At 71.4% G+C, this 16,206-nt stretch carries 10 protein-coding genes; 4 read left to right on the forward strand and 6 right to left on the reverse strand.

The window, feature by feature from the left end; all coding sequences use genetic code 11:
* Positions 1–21: 21 nt before the first annotated feature.
* From MQN93_RS18250 to MQN93_RS18265, 4 genes are read right to left on the reverse strand one after another with little or no spacing between them, the layout of a single operon-like run.
* The gene (locus tag MQN93_RS18250; protein ID WP_242710312.1) at positions 22–1,143 is read right to left on the reverse strand and encodes an XdhC family protein; all 1,122 of its coding nucleotides are present in this window, start codon (positions 1,141–1,143) and stop codon (positions 22–24) included.
* The gene (locus tag MQN93_RS18255; RefSeq protein ID WP_242710313.1) at positions 1,136–3,262 is read right to left on the reverse strand and encodes a xanthine dehydrogenase family protein molybdopterin-binding subunit; all 2,127 of its coding nucleotides are present in this window, start codon (positions 3,260–3,262) and stop codon (positions 1,136–1,138) included. Before MQN93_RS18255 ends, MQN93_RS18250 begins: the two co-directional genes overlap by 8 nt.
* Positions 3,259–4,251, reverse strand: a complete 993-nt coding sequence (locus tag MQN93_RS18260; RefSeq protein ID WP_016430403.1) for an FAD binding domain-containing protein — start codon at positions 4,249–4,251, stop codon at positions 3,259–3,261. Before MQN93_RS18260 ends, MQN93_RS18255 begins: the two co-directional genes overlap by 4 nt.
* On the reverse strand, positions 4,248–4,826 hold the full coding sequence (locus MQN93_RS18265) for a (2Fe-2S)-binding protein (protein ID WP_242710314.1): 579 nt from the start codon (positions 4,824–4,826) through the stop codon (positions 4,248–4,250). Before MQN93_RS18265 ends, MQN93_RS18260 begins: the two co-directional genes overlap by 4 nt.
* Positions 4,827–5,093: 267 nt before the next feature.
* Here MQN93_RS18265 and MQN93_RS18270 point away from each other — a divergent pair, with 267 nt between their 5' ends.
* Positions 5,094–5,672 (forward strand): TetR/AcrR family transcriptional regulator, encoded by a 579-nt coding sequence (locus MQN93_RS18270; RefSeq protein WP_242710315.1) that lies wholly within the window; start codon positions 5,094–5,096, stop codon positions 5,670–5,672.
* Positions 5,673–5,691: 19 nt separating this feature from the next.
* Here MQN93_RS18270 and MQN93_RS18275 read toward each other — a convergent pair whose 3' ends face one another.
* Complete coding sequence (locus tag MQN93_RS18275; RefSeq protein ID WP_242710316.1) at positions 5,692–6,486, reverse strand: SDR family NAD(P)-dependent oxidoreductase; 795 nt, start codon at positions 6,484–6,486, stop codon at positions 5,692–5,694.
* Between the two features lie 172 nt (positions 6,487–6,658).
* On the opposite strand from MQN93_RS18275, the gene MQN93_RS18280 reads away from it, so the two are divergent.
* Together MQN93_RS18280 and MQN93_RS18285 are read left to right on the forward strand one after the other, a co-directional pair.
* Complete coding sequence (locus tag MQN93_RS18280; protein ID WP_242710317.1) at positions 6,659–8,728, forward strand: DUF4139 domain-containing protein; 2,070 nt, start codon at positions 6,659–6,661, stop codon at positions 8,726–8,728.
* Positions 8,729–8,732: 4 nt separating this feature from the next.
* The gene (locus tag MQN93_RS18285; protein ID WP_242710318.1) at positions 8,733–10,292 is read left to right on the forward strand and encodes a mucoidy inhibitor MuiA family protein; all 1,560 of its coding nucleotides are present in this window, start codon (positions 8,733–8,735) and stop codon (positions 10,290–10,292) included.
* Positions 10,293–10,365: 73 nt separating this feature from the next.
* On the opposite strand, the gene MQN93_RS18290 is transcribed toward MQN93_RS18285, so the two are convergent.
* Positions 10,366–14,640 (reverse strand): discoidin domain-containing protein, encoded by a 4,275-nt coding sequence (locus MQN93_RS18290; RefSeq protein WP_242710319.1) that lies wholly within the window; start codon positions 14,638–14,640, stop codon positions 10,366–10,368.
* Between the two features lie 369 nt (positions 14,641–15,009).
* Here MQN93_RS18290 and MQN93_RS18295 point away from each other — a divergent pair, with 369 nt between their 5' ends.
* Positions 15,010–15,945: a D-cysteine desulfhydrase family protein gene (locus tag MQN93_RS18295; RefSeq protein ID WP_242710320.1), complete on the forward strand. Its 936-nt coding sequence runs from the start codon at positions 15,010–15,012 to the stop codon at positions 15,943–15,945.
* Positions 15,946–16,206 lie beyond the last annotated feature (261 nt).

Here is a 16,206-nt window from a genome sequence, read left to right on the forward strand (position 1 = left end):
AGGGGGGTACCGGCGACCACCTCAGGCGATGCCCGTGCGGTGGATCGGGGTGCCGGAGCCCGTCAGCGGAGCGCCCGTTCCGCCGCGGCGGCTCGCGACGATCTCCGCCGCGATCGACACGGCCGTCTCCTCGGGGGTACGGCCGCCGAGGTAGAGGCCGATGGGCGAGCGCAAGCGGGCCAGTTCGGCGTCCGTCAGACCGGCTTCGCGCAGGCGGCGGTTGCGGTCGGCGTGGGTGCGCGATGAACCCATGGCACCCACGAACGCGACCGGCAGCCGCAGCGCGACCTCGAGCAGGGGCACGTCGAACTTGGCGTCGTGGGTGAGTACGCACAGCACGGTGCGGGCGTCGGTCGTGGTGCGGCGCAGATAGCGGTGCGGCCAGTCCACGACGATCTCGTCGGCCTCGGGGAAGCGCGCCCGGGTGGCGAAGACGGGCCGCGCGTCGCACACGGTGACGTGGTGGCCGAGGAACTTGCCCACCCTGACCAGCGCTGCCGCGAAGTCGATCGCGCCGAAGACGATCATCCGGGGTGGCGGCACGCTCGACTCGACCAGCAGGGTGAGCCCGCCGGGGCAGTGCGAGCCGTCCTCCGAGACCTCGAAGGTGCCGGTGCGGCCCGCGTCCAGCGCGGCCCCGGCCTCGGCGGCAGCGGTGCGGTCCAGCGCCGCGTCACCGCCGAGCGTGCCGTCGAACGAGCCGTCCGCGTGGACGAGCAGACCGGCGCCGAGGTAGGGCTCCGGTCCGCGCACGACGCGGGCGAGCGCGACCGGCTCACCTTTGGCCGCGAGACTCAGCGCCGTGTGCACCAGGGCTCTGAGCGGCGCGTCCACGGGCAGCGGTGTGACGAGGACGTCGAGGACCCCGCCGCAGGTCAGCCCCACGGCGAAGGCGTCCTCGTCGCTGTAGCCGAAGCGCTCCAGCACGCTGTGGCCGCTGCGGCGCGCCTCGACGCACAGGTCGTAGACCGCACCCTCGACACAGCCGCCGGACACCGACCCGATGACGGTGCCCTCCTCGTCGACGGCGAGTGAGGCGCCGGGCCCGCGCGGGGCGCTGCCGCCGACGGCCACGACGGTGGCGACGGCGACAGCGCGGTCCTCGTCGAGCCAGCGCTTCAGCTCCGGTGCCAGATCAAGCACCGTTGCCCGCCGTGAGGATGCGGTCCGGGCGGATGGGCAGGCTGCGGTGGCGTACACCGGTCGCGTGCCAGACGGCGTTGGCCACGGCGGCCGCGACGCCGACGATGCCGACCTCGCCGATGCCCTTGATGCCGACGGGGTCCTCGGGATCGACGTCCTCCACCCAGTCCGCCTCGATGTGCGGGACGTCGGCGTGCGTGGCCACGTGATAGCCCGCGAGGTCGGCGCCGACCGGACCGCCGAAGTACGCGTCGCGGGCCGCCTCCTCGTGCAGGGCCATGGACAGGCCCCAGATCATGCCGCCGGTGAACTGCCCTTTCGCCGTCAGGGGGTTGACGATGCGCCCCGCGGCGAAGATCCCGAGCATGCGCCGCACCCGTACCTCACCCGTGGCCGGGTCGACGGCGACCTCGACGAACTGGGCGCCGTAGGAGTGGCGTTCCTTCCGGGCGAGCGCGGCGACGGCCTCGGTGGTGTCGGAGCGCACGGTGATGCCCTGCGCGGGGATCTCCATGCCCGGCACCAGCCGTTCCCGCAGCTCGCTCGACGCCGCGGTGACGGCCCAGGACCAGGAGCGGGTGCCCATGGAACCGCCGGCGATCCCCGCCGGTCCGAAGGCGCTGTCGCCGATCCGGACCCGGATCCGGTCGGTCGGTACGTCGAGGGCGTCCGCCGCGACGAGGGTGAGCGCGGTGCGGGCGCCGGTGCCGATGTCCGCGGCGGCGATGCGGACGGTGAAGGTGCCGTCGGCCTCGGCGGTGATCGTGGCGGTCGACGGGAGGGCGCCGGCCTGGAAGGACGCGCCCGCGGTGCCGCTGCCGAGCAGCCAGCGCCCGTCGCGGCGCACGCCGGGCCGCGGATCGCGCCGGTCCCAGCCGAAGCGGCGGGCGCCTTCCTCGAAGCAGGCGCGCAGGTTCCGGGCGGCGAACGGCAGGCCGGACACCGGGCCCTTGTCCGGTTCGTTGCGCAGGCGCAGCTCGATGGGGTCGAGGCCGCACTTCTCGGCGAGTTCGTCGAGTGCGGCCTCCAGGGCGAAGGACCCCGGCGCCTCACCCGGGCCGCGCATCCATGTCGGGCTCGGGACGTCGAGCCGTACGACACGGTTCTCGGTGTGATGGGCGTCCGCGTCGTACATCACCCGGGCGACGCCCGCGCTGGGTTCGACGAAGTCGTAGACCGTGGAGGTGCGGCTCAGGGAGCGGTGGTCCAGGGCGCGCAGCCGTCCGTCGGCCTCGGCGCCGAGGCGGACGCGCTGGATGGTGGGGCTGCGATGGCCGGCCAGCGTGAACATCTGACGGCGGGTCAGCACGACACGTACCGGGCGCTGCAGGACTCGCGCGGCCATGACGGCCGCCACCTGGTGGGCGCGTACCCCCTTGCTGCCGAAGCCACCGCCGACGTGTTCGGAACGTACGTGGACGGACGCCGGGTCGAGACCGAAGAGCTGCGCGATGTCGCCCACGACCCAGGTGGCGCTCTGGTTGGAGTCGATCAGTTCGAGCCGGCCCTCGTCCCAGCGAGCCATGGCCGCATGGGGTTCCATCGGGTTGTGGTGTTCCTCGGGCGTGGTGTACTCGACGTCCACCACGACCGCGGAGGCGGCGAGTTCGGCCTCCAGGTCGCCCTTGTCGGTGACGGCCGGCATATGGCCGTCCACGTGACGGGCGTCGGGGTCCTCGGCACTGAACTCGACGTCGTGGGGCTGCTCGTCGTAGTGCACGACGAGTGACTCCGCGGCTTCCCGCGCCTGTTCGGAGGTCTCGGCGACGACCAGCGCCACCGGCCAGCCCAGGTGCGGCACCCGGTCGTGCTGGAAGACGGCGCAGGTCGGATCGGGCCTGGTGCCCATCATGCCGACGAAGTCGGTCTCCACGTGCGGGGCGTTGCCGTGGTGGAGGACGGCGAGGACGCCGGGCATCTCCAGGACCGGGGCGGTGACGATCTCCTCGATGCGGCCGCGGGCGACCGAGGAGAGCACCAGCCAGCCGTGGGCGAGCCCGGCGAAGGGGACCTCGCCCGCGTACCGGGCCGCTCCGGTGACCTTGTCCCGGCCTTCGACCCGGACGTGTCCCCTGCCGACGGCGCGGACCGGCGCGGCGGTCACGGTGGTCGTGGTCATCGGCCGGCCTCCTCGGCGAGTTCGCTCAGAACGGCCACCGTCAGGTTCCGCATCAGGGTCACCTTGTACTCGTTGTGGGCCAGCGGCCTGGCGGCCGCCAGTTCGGCATCCGCGGCGGCCGCGAAGGTCTCCGCGTCGGCGCTCGCACCGGCGAGGACGCGTTCGGCCGCCTGTGCCCGCCAGGGGCGGGAGGCGACCGCGCCGTACGCCAGGCGGACGTCGTGCACCACGCCGTCGCGGACGTCGAGCGCTGCGGCGATCGAGCCGATGGCGAAGGCGTAGGAGGCGCGCTCACGCACCTTGCGGTAGCGGGAGCGGGCCGCGACCGGGGCCGGCGGCAGGCTGACGTGGGTGATCAACGCGCCGGGCGGCAGGGCCGTTTCGCGGTGCGGGGTCTCGTCGACGGGCAGGTAGAGCCAGCCGATCGGCAACGCGTCCGGCCCGTCGGCGGTCTCGAAGTGCACGACTGCGTCGAGGGCGGCCAGGGCCACGGCCATGTCGGAGGGGTGCACGGCCACGCAGTGCGAGGAGGCGCCGAGCACGGCGTGGTTGTGGTGCTCGCCCCGGATGGCGGGGCAACCGCTGCCGGGGGTGCGCTTGTTGCACGGCTTGGTCAGGTCGGTGAAGTATCCGCACCGCGTGCGCTGCAGGAGGTTGCCGCCGACGGTGGCCATGTTGCGCAGCTGGCCGGAGGCACCGGCGAGCAGCGCTTGCGCGAGCATCGGGTAGCGGCGCCGCACGTCGGGGTGGACGGCGAGGTCGCTGTTGGTGACGGTCGCACCGATGCGCAGACCGCCGTCCGGTGTGCTCTCGACACGGTCCAGGGGCAGCTGCCGTACGTCCACGAGTCGGGTGGGCCGCTCGACGCCGCTCTTCATCAGGTCGACCAGATTGGTGCCGCCCGCGAGGAAGCGGGCCTCGGGGTCGGCGTCGAGCAGCGCGACGGCGCCCGACACGTCGGCGGCCTTCTGATAGGCGAACTCCCTCATGCGGCCTGCTCCTTCGTGTCCTGCGGGGCGTCGATCAGCGGTGCGGCGGGGGTCTCGGCCGCGCGTGCGACGGCCTCGACGATCGAGGCGTAGGCGGCGCACCGGCACAGGTTGCCGCTCATGCGTTCGCGGATCTCGTCGACGGTCAGGGGTGGCGGTCCCACCTCCGGTCGTACGTCCTCGGTCGCGGCGCTCGGCCATCCGGCGGCGTGCTCGCCGAGCATGCCGATCGCCGAACAGATCTGTCCCGGCGTGCAGTAGCCGCACTGATAGCCGTCGAGATCGAGGAACGCCTGCTGGACGGGGTGCAGTTGGTCACCGTCCGCCACGCCTTCGATGGTCGTGATCTCACGCCCCTCGGCGGCGATCGCGAACTGCAGACAGGAGACGGTCCGGCGTCCGTCCACCAGGACCGTGCAGGCGCCGCACTGGCCCTGGTCGCAGCCCTTCTTGGTACCGGTCAGATCGAGCCGCTCGCGCAGTGCGTCGAGGAGCGTGGTGCGGTGGTCGACGGGCAGCGTGAACTTCTCGCCGTTGATGTGCAGGGTGATGACGCTGGACGTCGATACGGCCATGAGCCACTTCTTTCGCAGTTCTTTCGCGGCGGAGCCGGCCAAGGGACTTGGCGGCAGGGCAGGGCAAGGACCGAGGAAGGCAGGGAGGAAGGGGGGGCAGGGGGTCGGCTGTGCGCCGCCGAGTGACGGTGGACGCGGACTGCCGTACGGTCGCGAGCAGGACTATGCTGGACACAACCGGACAACTGTCCGCTACACAGCAAACCTAACGGACAGCTGTCCGCTTAGCAAGGTCGGGTTTCGGTCCGGGCCCGCGAGGAGTGACGAGTGCAGCACAACGACGACGCGCCCCTGCGCTCCGACGCGCAGCGCAACCGTGAGCGCATTCTCGACGTCGCCCTCGTCGAGCTGACCCGATGCCCGGACGTACCCCTCAGCGCGATCGCCAAGAAGGCGGGCGTCGGGCAGGGCACGTTCTACCGCAACTTTCCCAACCGCGAGGCGCTCGTCCTGGAGATCTACCGCCACGAGATGCAGCAGGTCGCCGACAACGCGGCCCAGCTGCTCGAACAGCTGCCGCCGCAGCAGGCACTGCGGACCTGGATGGACCGGCTCGCCGAGTTCGCCATGACCAAGGCGGGCCTCGCCGATGCGTTCCGTCTCGCCACGAGCGCCCCGGGCGGCCCCGCCAAGCCCGCCCACACCCCCGTCACCGACGCGGCCGAACTCCTCCTGCGCGCCAACGAGGACGCGGGCACCGTCCGGCCGGGGCTGACCGGCGACGACTTCCTGCTGGCCATCGCCGGTGTGTGGCAGCTGACCCCCGCCGAGGACTGGCGGCCGCGCGCCGCCCGGCTCCTCGACCTCGTCATGGACGGCCTGCAGGCCGGAGCCCCGCGCCCCTGAACCGGGGCGGAACGGGGTCTCAGGGCAGGATGGCGTCGACGTATCCGCCGTCGACCCGCAGCGCACCGCCCGTGGTGGCCGACGCCTGGTCGGAGCTGAGGTAGACGACCATGTTGGCGATCTCCTCCGGCTCGATCAGCCGCTGCAGCAGGGACTGCGGACGGTGCTCGCGCATGAAGGCGCGCTGCGCCTCGTCCCAGGGCAGGTCACGGTCGACGAGCTCGTACACGAAGTCCTCGACCCCGCCGGTGTGGGTGGGACCCGCGATGACCGAGTTCACCGTCACACCGGTGCCCGCGGCCTGCTTGGCGAAGCCGCGGCCGACTGCGAGCAGGGCGGTCTTCGACATTCCGTAGTGGATCATCTCGGCGGGGATGACGACGGCCGAGTCGCTGGCGATGTACTGGACACGTCCCCAGCCCCGCTCGGTCATGCCGGGAAGGCAGAGGCGGGTCAGCCGGACGGCCGCGAGGACGTTCACCTCGAAGTAGCGGCGCCATTCGTCGTCGGTGATGTCCAGGGGGTCGGCGGATCCGAAGACCCCGAGGTTGTTGACGAGAATGTCCACCTGCGGCAGGGCGCCGAGCGCCTGCTCCGCTCCTTCCTGGGTGGTCACGTCCGCCGCCACGGGCACCAGCTCGGCTCCCGGCACCTGCCGGGCCAGCCGGTCCGCGGCCTCCTCGGTACGCTCCGCGCTGCGGCCGTTGACGGCGACCCGGGCACCGGCACGGGCGAGCCCGGCGGCGATCGCTTCGCCGATGCCCTGCGTGGAGCCGGTGACCAGTGCCGTGCGACCGGTCAGATCGATACGCATCTCGTACGCCCTTTCGTGTGCGCCGCTCAGGCGGGTGTCCCGCAGCCCTGTACCCATTCAGCTGGCCGGCCGCCCGAACCGCACGTCCACGCACCGCTTCCTATTGCCTTGTCCGGCCCGATGATCACCGGATACTGTCCGGCACGGCACGGACACGACGGGGGCGGAGTGCATGAAATCCGATGAGGTGCAGCGATGGGCGTCGACGCTCGACGCGGTCGTGGTGTACGCGCAGGGCGCGCTCTGCACCCGGGTGGCCGGCGGCACGGTGCCGGAGGGCGGCAGGGTGCGGGTGACGGGGCTGCCCCGCTCGATGGACCCGGGCTCGCTGCGCGCCAAGGTCGTCGGTGACAGTGGCGTACGGGTCACCGAGGTACGCGTGGAGGTGGACGCCGAACCGTCCGACACCGACACGGCCGACAGCTTGCGGCACGAGATGGAACGGCTGCGGGACGCGTACGCCGCCGTGGAGGGGCACCGTGACCGGCAGCTGAGCCGGATCGCCGAGGTCGCGGCGCTGCGCCCGGTTCCGCCGGGCCGCAAGCGCGAGGACCCGCCGCGCCGCACACCCGCCGACGCATGGCTGCGGCTCGCGGATTTCGTCGACGAGCGGCTGCGCGGCCTGCATCAGCGGCTCGCCGAGCTGGAGGAGGAGCTCCGGCGCGCCCAGCACGAGCTCTCCATTGCCACGGACCGCTGGTACAGCGCCTCCACCGCCGCACAGTCCGGGCCCGTGGACACCACGGTCGGCGCGCTGCTGACCCTCGACGGTTCCGGACCGGTGGAGCTGGAGATCGAGTACGGCGTGCCGGGGGCCGTCTGGGTCCCGGCCTACCGCCTGACGCACCGCCAGGACGACGACAGCGGCACGCTGGTGCTGCGTGCCTCGGTCGCCCAGCGCACCGGAGAGGACTGGACCGGGGTGCGCATCGCCCTGGCCACTGCGGATCTGCGGCGCCGCACCGACCTGCCGAGGCTGCGCTCGATCCGGGTCGGCCGCCGGCAGCCCGCCCCCGCGCCCTCCGGCTGGCGCGAGCCTCCCGCGGGTCTCTCCGACCTCTTCTCCGGCTACGACGCGGCCGGTCCCCGCCCGGCCTCGACCGCGATGCCCGTCGCCGTGGGCGCAGCCGGAGCCGGTTCCGCGCCACTGCCGCCGCCACCGCCACCGCCGCCCGGACAGGCGTACGGCATGGCGGCGCCCGCGGCACCCGACGAGCCCGGCTTCGGCGTCGCCATGGAGGAGGACTTCGACGAGGCCATGCCCGCCATGGCGCCGCCTCCGCAGTCCGGACGGCCGCGCCGCGCATCTCCGGCCGCCGACAAGCGCGTTGCCGCTCCCGCTTCCTTCGCCCCCGCGGCCCCGGGCATGAGCGCGCCGCCGCCCGCGCCACCGGTGGTGAACGGTCCGCCCCGGCCGAGCGGCGCGGAGCTGGACTACGCCGCGCTCGTGCTGTCCGGTGCCGACGAGCCCGAGGGCCGCAGGGGCAGGCTCTTCCCGCAGGTGGCGTACGACCCCGTGGCGGTCGAGTACCGCCGCCGTGCCGACGCGGTGTCCGCGCTGCCGTTGCCCGGACACGCCGTGCGGCCGCGCGAGTCGGCGGGTTCCTTCGACCACCGCTTCGACGCCGTCGCCCGCGCCGACATCCCCTCCGACGGCACCTGGCACACCGTCACGGTGACCGAGATCCCGGTCGGTCTGCGCACCGAGTACGTGTGCGTGCCGTCCGTGGAACAGACGGTCTACGCCACGCTCGTCCTTTCCAACGCCACCGAACAGGCCCTGCTGGCGGGCCCGGTGGAGGTCACCGTCGACGAGGACTTCCTGCTGACCGCCGCCCTGCCCACCCTCGCCCCCGGCGGGGTGCGCCGCATGGGCCTGGGACCGGCCGAGGGCGTCCGGGTCACCCGCCGGACGAATCTGCGCGAGTCGACGGCGGGTCTGCGGGGCAGCACCACCGTGCTCGACCACCAGGTCCATGTCGAACTGGCCAACCGGCTCGCCAAGGCCGTCACCGTCGAGGTACACGAACAGGTCCCGGTCACCTCCGAACCGGACGTCCGGATCGAGGAGCGGGCCGACTGGACGACCCCCGAGCAGGACTCCGGACCCGATCGCCACGCCCCGGGCACCCGCATCTGGCGGGTGGACCTGCCCGCCGGCAGCAGCGCCGCCCTCGACGGCGGCTACGAGATCCGCGTCCCGGCCGCCAAGGCCCTGGTCGGCGGCAACCGCAGGAGCTGACACCATGCCCACGGAAACCCAGCCGATCCCCCTGCCCGTCACCGCCGTCACCTGTCTGGAGGACCGCGCCCACGTCGAGCGGACCACCGGACTCGATCTGCGCGCGGGCATCCAGCAGCTGCGCCTCGGCCCGATCAGCGCGCTCGCGGTCGACCGCACCCTGCATGCGGAGCTGACGGGCGAGCACGGGGCGACGGTCCTCGACGCACGGATCGTCCGCACCTGGACACCGCGGAGCCCGCTGCCCTCCGCCGACGACTCCGCGCTGCGCCGGCGGATGCGTGCCCTGGAGGAGGAACAGCAGGCCCTCGGCCACCGCGTCGACCGGCTGCGCACCCGCCTCGACCTGCTCGGCAAACTCGCCGCCGATCTGCTGCGGGACATCGCCGAGGGGACCGGCTTCGGGGAGACGGACGAGGCCCGCTGGACCCGGGAGCTGGATCGCATCGACGCCGAACGTGCGTCGCACGGCGAGCAACTCCGCGCCGCCGAAGCCCGGTTGAAGGTGCTGGCCGACGAACTCACGGAGACCCGGCGGGCCCTCGACGTGGCCGAGGAGCAGCCCGCCGAGTTGGTCGGTGATGTCGAGCTGACCGTGCAGGCGGAGGTCGCCGGACCGGCCCGGTTGCGTCTGACCCACCTCACCTCGTGCGCCTTGTGGCGCCCCGCCTACCGTGCCGTACTGGACGCGGGCTCGCTGACGCTGGAGACCGACGCGATGGTCTGGCAGCGCACGGGCGAGGACTGGTCGGACGTACGCCTCACCCTGTCGACGGCCCGCTCGGCGCTGACCACCGACCCGCCGCGGCTGACCGAGGACCGTCTCACCCTCCGGGACCGCTCCGCCGCCGAGCGCCGCACCGTCGAGGTGGAGCTGCGGGAGGAGGAGATCGCCGACCTGGGTCCGGCCCCGGTGCTCGGTCTCCCCGGCGTGGACGACGGCGGACAGACGCGTGTCCTGCACTCCCCCGCGCCCGTCTCCGTCCCCACGGACGGCCGCGCCCACCGGGTGCCGCTCACCGCTGTCACCACTGCCGCGAGCAGCGAGTACTCCTGCTCCCCGGAACTGTCGCCGCTGGTCACCCAGGTCGTGCGGTTCGACAACACATCCGGCCATGCGCTGCTGGCCGGACCCGTGGACCTCGTACGGGGCAGCGGGTTCACCGGCCGCGGCACACTGGAGTTCACCGCTCCGGGCGCCCCGGTCGAGCTCGCCTTCGGCAGCCACGACGACTACCGCGTGATCCGGCACGCCGAGGAGTCCCGCGACACCGCGACGCTGACCCAGCGGACTCTGATCACCCGCACGGTACGCCTGCATGTGTCCCGCTTCTCCGCACCCGGAGAACAGGGTGAGCAGGTCGTCGCCGTACGCGAACGGATCCCGGTCTCCGAGGTGTCCGCCGTGGAGGTACGACTGCGCAAGGAGGCCTGCGCACCGGAGCCCGACACGATCGACGCCGACGGCATCGCGCGCTGGGACCTGCGCCTGGCACCCGGCGGCCGTCGCACGGTCACTCTGGTCTACGAGATCTCCGCGAGCGGCAAGGTCGCCGGGCTGTGAGCACGGGGCCACCCCGACCGGGGGTGGCCCCGCACCGCATGCATGCATGCACCGATCCGTATTGCTGCCGGACCTACTCGATGTTGATCTTGAATGTGCTGGTCGTGTTACGGACGTCCTGGGCGTTGCCGCTCATCCGCAGGTTGCGGAAGGTGGCTTCGCCGACCGCGGGGCCCTGGCCGGGTTCGGGCAGTTCGTTGGCCCAGATGCCGAAGCCCGACTTGGCGTCGAAGGCGTCACCGCTCTTCTTCGAGTCGGTGATGGAGATGTCGGTGAAGATGGTGTCCTTCACCGGGAACTGCGGTTGACCTCCTACGTAGTTGGTCTGGAACATCACGCCTCCGTAGGTGGAGTCGTCGATGTCGACGTCGTTGACCCGGATGCCCTGGAAGACCTTCGAGGCGGAGAACGCCCAGATGGCGGGGAAGACCTGCGAACCCCAGAAGTGGCCGCCCGTCCGCTCCAGGGAGACGTTCTCGATCGTCGTGGGTTCGGTACCGAAACCGTTCATCGGATAGCCGAAGTCCAGCGAGGAGATGGTGATTCCGGAGTAGACGAGGGTGTCGGCGACGCGGATGTTGCGGAAGGTGTTGTCGTAGCCGCCGTAGACGGCGATGCCGGCCGCCCGCCAGGTGAGGGTCGAGGTCAGGTTCTCGTAGATGTTGTTCTTCTCGTCGGCGCCTCCGGCGTCGATCGCGGAGAACAGGGCGAAGCTGTCGTCTCCCGTGGCGCGGGCGTCGTTGTTGACGACGTGGTTGTCCGTGGAGCCGTTGGTCATGTTGATGCCGTCGGCGAACATGTCCCGGATGCGGGAGTTCTTGATGGTCATGTTGTCGGTGTTGGCGCCCCAGTACAGGCACACCATGTGCTCGACCCAGATGTCGTCGATGGTGATGTCGGAGACGCCTGAGAAGTCGAACACCTTGCCCGGACCGTCGATCCGGGACGTGTAGTTGCCGAAGTAGGAGAAGCCGGCGAAGGTCGAGCCCTTGGCGGTGGCGTCGGCGCGGAAGCCGACGTCGGTGTTCTCCTGCGAGGAGGGGGCGTGGAAGCGGGTGAACCACGGCCCGGCTCCGACGACCTTGACGGCCTTGCCGTAGACCTGGAACTTGCTGGACGTCTCGTAGTCACCGGCGGGCAGATAGACGCCGACGAGCTTGCCGGTGGTGTCCATGCGGACCTGGTCGAGCGCGTTCTGCACGTCCTGGTGCGAGAAGCCGGCCGGGACCGCGTAGGCGGCCGGGTCGGGGTTGGGATCGGCCGTCGCCTGCTCGGTGTTGACGAAGTCGATGGCGTAGGTGGAGGTGTTGGCGGCGTCCTTCTGCAGCCGGATCTTGGAGCCCGCCGGCACGGTCTTGCCGAGGAGCAGGTTCGCCTCGTCGTAGATGTGGCGCGGGGCGCCGGAGCCGGGTGAGTTGCCGGGCGAGGTCTCGTTGCCGTACAGCCAGGCGTACTTGGAGGTGAGGTCGATCGCCTTGAGGAACTGGCCGTCCACGTAGACGTCGAGGGTCGTGTTCGTGCCGTCGGGGATCGAGAAGCGGGTGACCAGGGTGTTGGTCGCCGCGCGGGTGGTCCACTCGACGTACTGCCCGGTCGCGTCGAGGGTGACCGCCTTGCGGCCGCTGGCCTCGCCGGCGAGGTCGCCGATGGTGCGGTTGGGGCCGACGACCTTGGCGCCGCCGCCGACCGTGCCGTCCTCGGCCTCGTACATGTCGTACGGCATGTCCGCGCCGCGGCCGATGAACAGGGGCTGCGTGGTGGTGTTGTTGGCCCGCTTGACCGGCAGTTCGTTGGTGTCGTCGGCGATGACGGTCTTCACGGTGTACTTGCCGTTGGCGGCCGTCCACGAGCCGAGGTCGACCGGTGCGGTGGTGCGGCCCGCCGCGATGGCGCCGTTGTAGGAGCCGGTGAGCGTCTTGACGGTGGCGCCCTTGGCGTCCTGGATGGTCAGCGTGACGTCGTGGCCGCCGGAGGCCGAGTCCACGGTCCCCTGGTTCTTGATCGCCACGGTGAACTCGACCTCGTCACCGGCCGAGGCGCTGGACGGGGTCCAGGAGACCGGGGCGGCGAGCAGGTCGGAGCTGGAGATCGGCTTGACGACGAGGGCGTCGGAGCGGGTGAAGGCGTTGTTGGCCTCGTTCTGCTCGATGACCTTGTTCGACGGGTCCACCTCGGCCCCCACCGGGTAACTGCCCGCGTCCCGGGTCCCGATGCTCGCGGTGACGGGCTTGGACTCGCCGGCCGCGAGGGCCGGGACGTCCGCGGTGGCGGCCTTCGTGCCCCCGAGGGTGAAGTTCAGATCCGTGGCCTTCGAGGCCTTGCTACCGCTGTTGGTGACGGTCGCCGAGAGGCTGATGGCGTCCGACTCGACCGGCGCCGAGGGCGAGTTGGTGATCGCGGTGACCTTGAGGTCCGGGTTGGCGGACGGCGTGCCGATCACCTGGAACTCGGCGACCTGCGCGCCCGGGGCACCGGAGTTGGAGGTGAACCTGAGCTGGATGTCGGCGGCGGAGCCGGAGACCGGGATGGTCACGGTGTTCCCGCTCGCCGGGTTGAACGTGTAGTCCTTCGCGGCGGCGAGACTGCTGAAGGACGTCGCGTCCTGGTCGCGGCCGAGCACCTGGATGTTCTGGGTGCGCGTGGACCAGGCGGCGTCCGGGTTGAGCTTGACGACGACCTGGCTGAGGTCGGCGTTCGCCCCCAGCTTCGTGGTGAGGGTGGCCGGGTAGGCGCCGCCCGCACTCTCCCAATAGGTGCTGGTCTGGCCGTCGTTGGCGTTGGTGGCGACGTAGGTGAAGACGTACGACGAGGCCTCGATCGGCTTTCCCTCGGCGAGGTTAGAGCCGCCGTCGGTCGAGCCGGGCCGGGTGACACTGTTGCTGGCCACGGACACGTTTCCAGCGGCGTCCTTCGCCTTCACGTAGTACGTGACCGTCGCGGCGGCGGACGGGGTGTCGGTGTACGTCGTGATGTCGCCCGCCACGGACTTGACGAGCCGGTCATCGGCGTAGATGTCGTAGCCGGTGACCTTGACGTTGTCCGTGGACGCCTGCCAGGTGAGTTTCACGTCGCTGCCGGACTGTGTGTAGGCGAGGTTGGCAGGCGCCGTGGGGGCCTGGGTGTCGCCGCCCGCCCCCTTGCGGGTGACGGTGTTGCTGTTGGCGGAGACATTGCCGGCGGCGTCCTTGGCGCGGACGTAGTAGGTGATGTCGCTGCCGGCCGGCTGGGTGTCGGTGTAGGTCAGCACGTTCCCGGCGACGCTCGCCCGCAACTGGCCGTCGGCGTAGATGTCGTAGCCCGTCACGGCGGTGTCGTCGGTGGACGCGCTCCAGGCCAGTCTGATCTGCCCGGTGGCCGGTTCGGTGTAACTGAGGTTCGAGGGCGCGGTGGGTGCCTGGGTGTCGCCGGTCGCGGGTCCGTAGACCTCCAGCTCGGACAACTGCCCTGCGGGCCAGCCGGTGTTGGCGGTGATCAGCACACGGACGTAGCGCGTCGTGGTGGTGTCGAGACTGATGGTCGCCGACTGGTCGTTGCCGCTGTCGAAGGTGTACGCCTTCGAGGCCGTGAGGTCGGTGAAGTTCTGGTTGTCGGTGGAGCCCTGGATCTTGAGGGTCTGGCTGCGGCTCGGCCAGCCGCCGGGCAGGCGCAGCGTCACCTGGTTCACCTTGACCGAGGAGCCGAGGTCGACCTGGAGCCACTGCGGGAAGGCGTTGTTCCTGCTCTCCCAGTAGGTGTCGCGGTTGCCGTCACCGGCGTTGGCGGCGCCGTAGACGTCGGCGTGGCCGCTCTCCGTGAAGGGCTTGCCCTGGGCGAGGTTGGGGGTCGAGGCGGTGGTCGTGAGGACCTGCATCTCGGCGAGCTGGGCGGTTTCGGCGACCGAGTTGCGGGTGAAGTCGGCCCGTACGTACCGGGCGAGGGTCGCGGGGAAGGAGATCTTCACCGTGTTGTCGTTGCCGGGGCTGAAGACGTACTGCGCCGACGACTTGAGGGTGGCGAAGCTCTTCCCGTCCGCACTGCCCTGAAGTGCCAGCGTCTGCTTGCGGGTCTGCCACCGCTCGGGCAGCCGCAGCACGACCTGGCGCACGCGCTTGGTCTTCCCGAGGTCGGTCTGCACCCACTGGGCCGACTTCTTTCCCGCCTGCCAGTAGGTGCCGGTGTCGCCGTCGGTGATGTTGGCGGCCGAGTGTGCGCGCAGGGCGCTGCCGGCCTTGGTCGCCGCGTCGGCCGCGGCGTTGGGGCCGCCGGCTGCGTGCGCGCCGACGGTGGGCATGCCCAGAGCCAGGACGGCGGAGGCGAGTGCGGCCGTTGCCGCGCGCCGTCTGAAGGATCTCGGCTTGTGTCGAATCATGCGTGGTCACTCCCTGCGAAGGTGCGCGCGCCGGAAAGGGCGGCGAGAACGGCTCGTTCCTGGGCAGAGCGACGGCGCACACGTTCCCTGCAGGGAGTGCGTGCGCAGCTTCTTGCATTGTTTCATCGCAATATTGCAGAGCAATGTGAGCACGTCTACTGCCGCGGCGCCGCATTTTTCACCGCCAACACCTGCACCCCAGCCGTGGGGTTGAGGCGCCGAACACCTTGCGTCGCACATTGCAAGCGAACGCAAGGGACGCAATTTCTTGCGCAGCAGTGCGTCATTCGGCGACTAGGATTTGCGCTGTCCGTACTTCGCCCACCTGAGAGGACCCTTGTGAACGGCCAGCCTCAACGCGTTGCCCTCGTGACGCTTCCCTCGCCGGTCGAGCCCGCGCCGCGACTGGCCGAGGCCATCGGCCTGCGGCCGGAGGACCTCTGGATCAAGCGCGACGATCTGCTGGGCATCGGCGGGGGCGGCAACAAGGTACGCAAGCTCGAGTACACCGCCGGTCTCGCGCACCGCGACGGTGCCGACACGCTGGTCACGACCGGTGCCCCGCAGAGCAATCACGCGCGGCTCACCGCGGCCGTGGCGGCGAAGCTCGGCATAAAGGCCGTGCTCGTCTTCCCCGGCGGTCCCGGTGGGTCGTCGTCGGGCAACCTGGTCCTCGACGGTCTTCTCGGTGCCCGCATCGTCTGGAGCGGTGAGGTCGCCGCCCACGCTCTCGCCGAGGCCGCCGAGAACGTCGTCGCCGAACTGCAGGCCGCCGGCGCCCACCCTGCCCTCATCCCCTTCGGGGGATCCAGCTCGGTCGGCGCACAGGGATATGTCGACTGCGCGGAGGAACTGCTAGGGCAGGTGCCCGACCTGGCTCATGTCGTGGTCGCCCTCGGATCGGGCGGGACGATGGCGGGGCTCGTCGCCCGTCTGGGAGTGGAGCGCGTCCTCGGGGTCGACGTGGGGGCACGCCCCGATCCCGCCGAGGCGGTGACCACCTTCGCCCGGCCGCTCTCGCCAACCCCCATCGCGGCAAAGGCACTTCGCATCCGGGACCAGATCGGCGCGGGCTACGGAACCTACACGCCCGAGGCCACCGACGCACTGATGCTGACGGCACGCACCGAGGGCATCATCCTCGACCCCACCTACACGGGCCGCGCCATGGCCGGGCTGATCGCGGCCGTCAAGGACGGCGAGATCAGCCGAGGACAGACCACGGTCTTCGTCCACACCGGCGGACTACCGGGCCTGTTCGGACACCCAGCGGCCGTCGCCCACGCAGAACGGCTGCTCAGCTGACGAGCACCCCGGGGGCTGAAGAACGGCGCGCGGGCCTCAGCCCTGACACGCGTGCAGCAACAGTAGGATCGCGAGGGCCGGCCAACAACCGAGGGCACCATCCTCCACCCCACCCACACCGGCCGCGCCATCACCGGGCTCGTCGCGGCCGTCAAGGACGGCGAGATCAGCCGAGGACAGACCACGGTCTTCGTCCACACCGGCGGACTACCGGGCCTGTTCGGACACCCGGCGGCCGTCGCCCACGCAGAACGGCTGCTC

The organism is Streptomyces spinosisporus, assembly GCF_022698145.1.
GTDB classification, from domain to species: Bacteria; Actinomycetota; Actinomycetes; order Streptomycetales; family Streptomycetaceae; genus Streptomyces; species Streptomyces spinosisporus.

Coding starts and splice junctions, on each gene's coding strand:
- MQN93_RS18255 (WP_242710313.1), bottom strand. CDS start 3,262: ATGACCACGACCACCGTGACCGCCGCGCCGGTCCGCGCCGTCGGCAGG.
- MQN93_RS18260 (WP_016430403.1), bottom strand. CDS start 4,251: ATGAGGGAGTTCGCCTATCAGAAGGCCGCCGACGTGTCGGGCGCCGTC.
- MQN93_RS18265 (WP_242710314.1), bottom strand. CDS start 4,826: ATGGCCGTATCGACGTCCAGCGTCATCACCCTGCACATCAACGGCGAG.
- MQN93_RS18275 (WP_242710316.1), bottom strand. CDS start 6,486: ATGCGTATCGATCTGACCGGTCGCACGGCACTGGTCACCGGCTCCACG.
- MQN93_RS18280 (WP_242710317.1), top strand. CDS start 6,659: ATGAAATCCGATGAGGTGCAGCGATGGGCGTCGACGCTCGACGCGGTC.
- MQN93_RS18285 (WP_242710318.1), top strand. CDS start 8,733: ATGCCCACGGAAACCCAGCCGATCCCCCTGCCCGTCACCGCCGTCACC.
- MQN93_RS18290 (WP_242710319.1), bottom strand. CDS start 14,640: ATGATTCGACACAAGCCGAGATCCTTCAGACGGCGCGCGGCAACGGCC.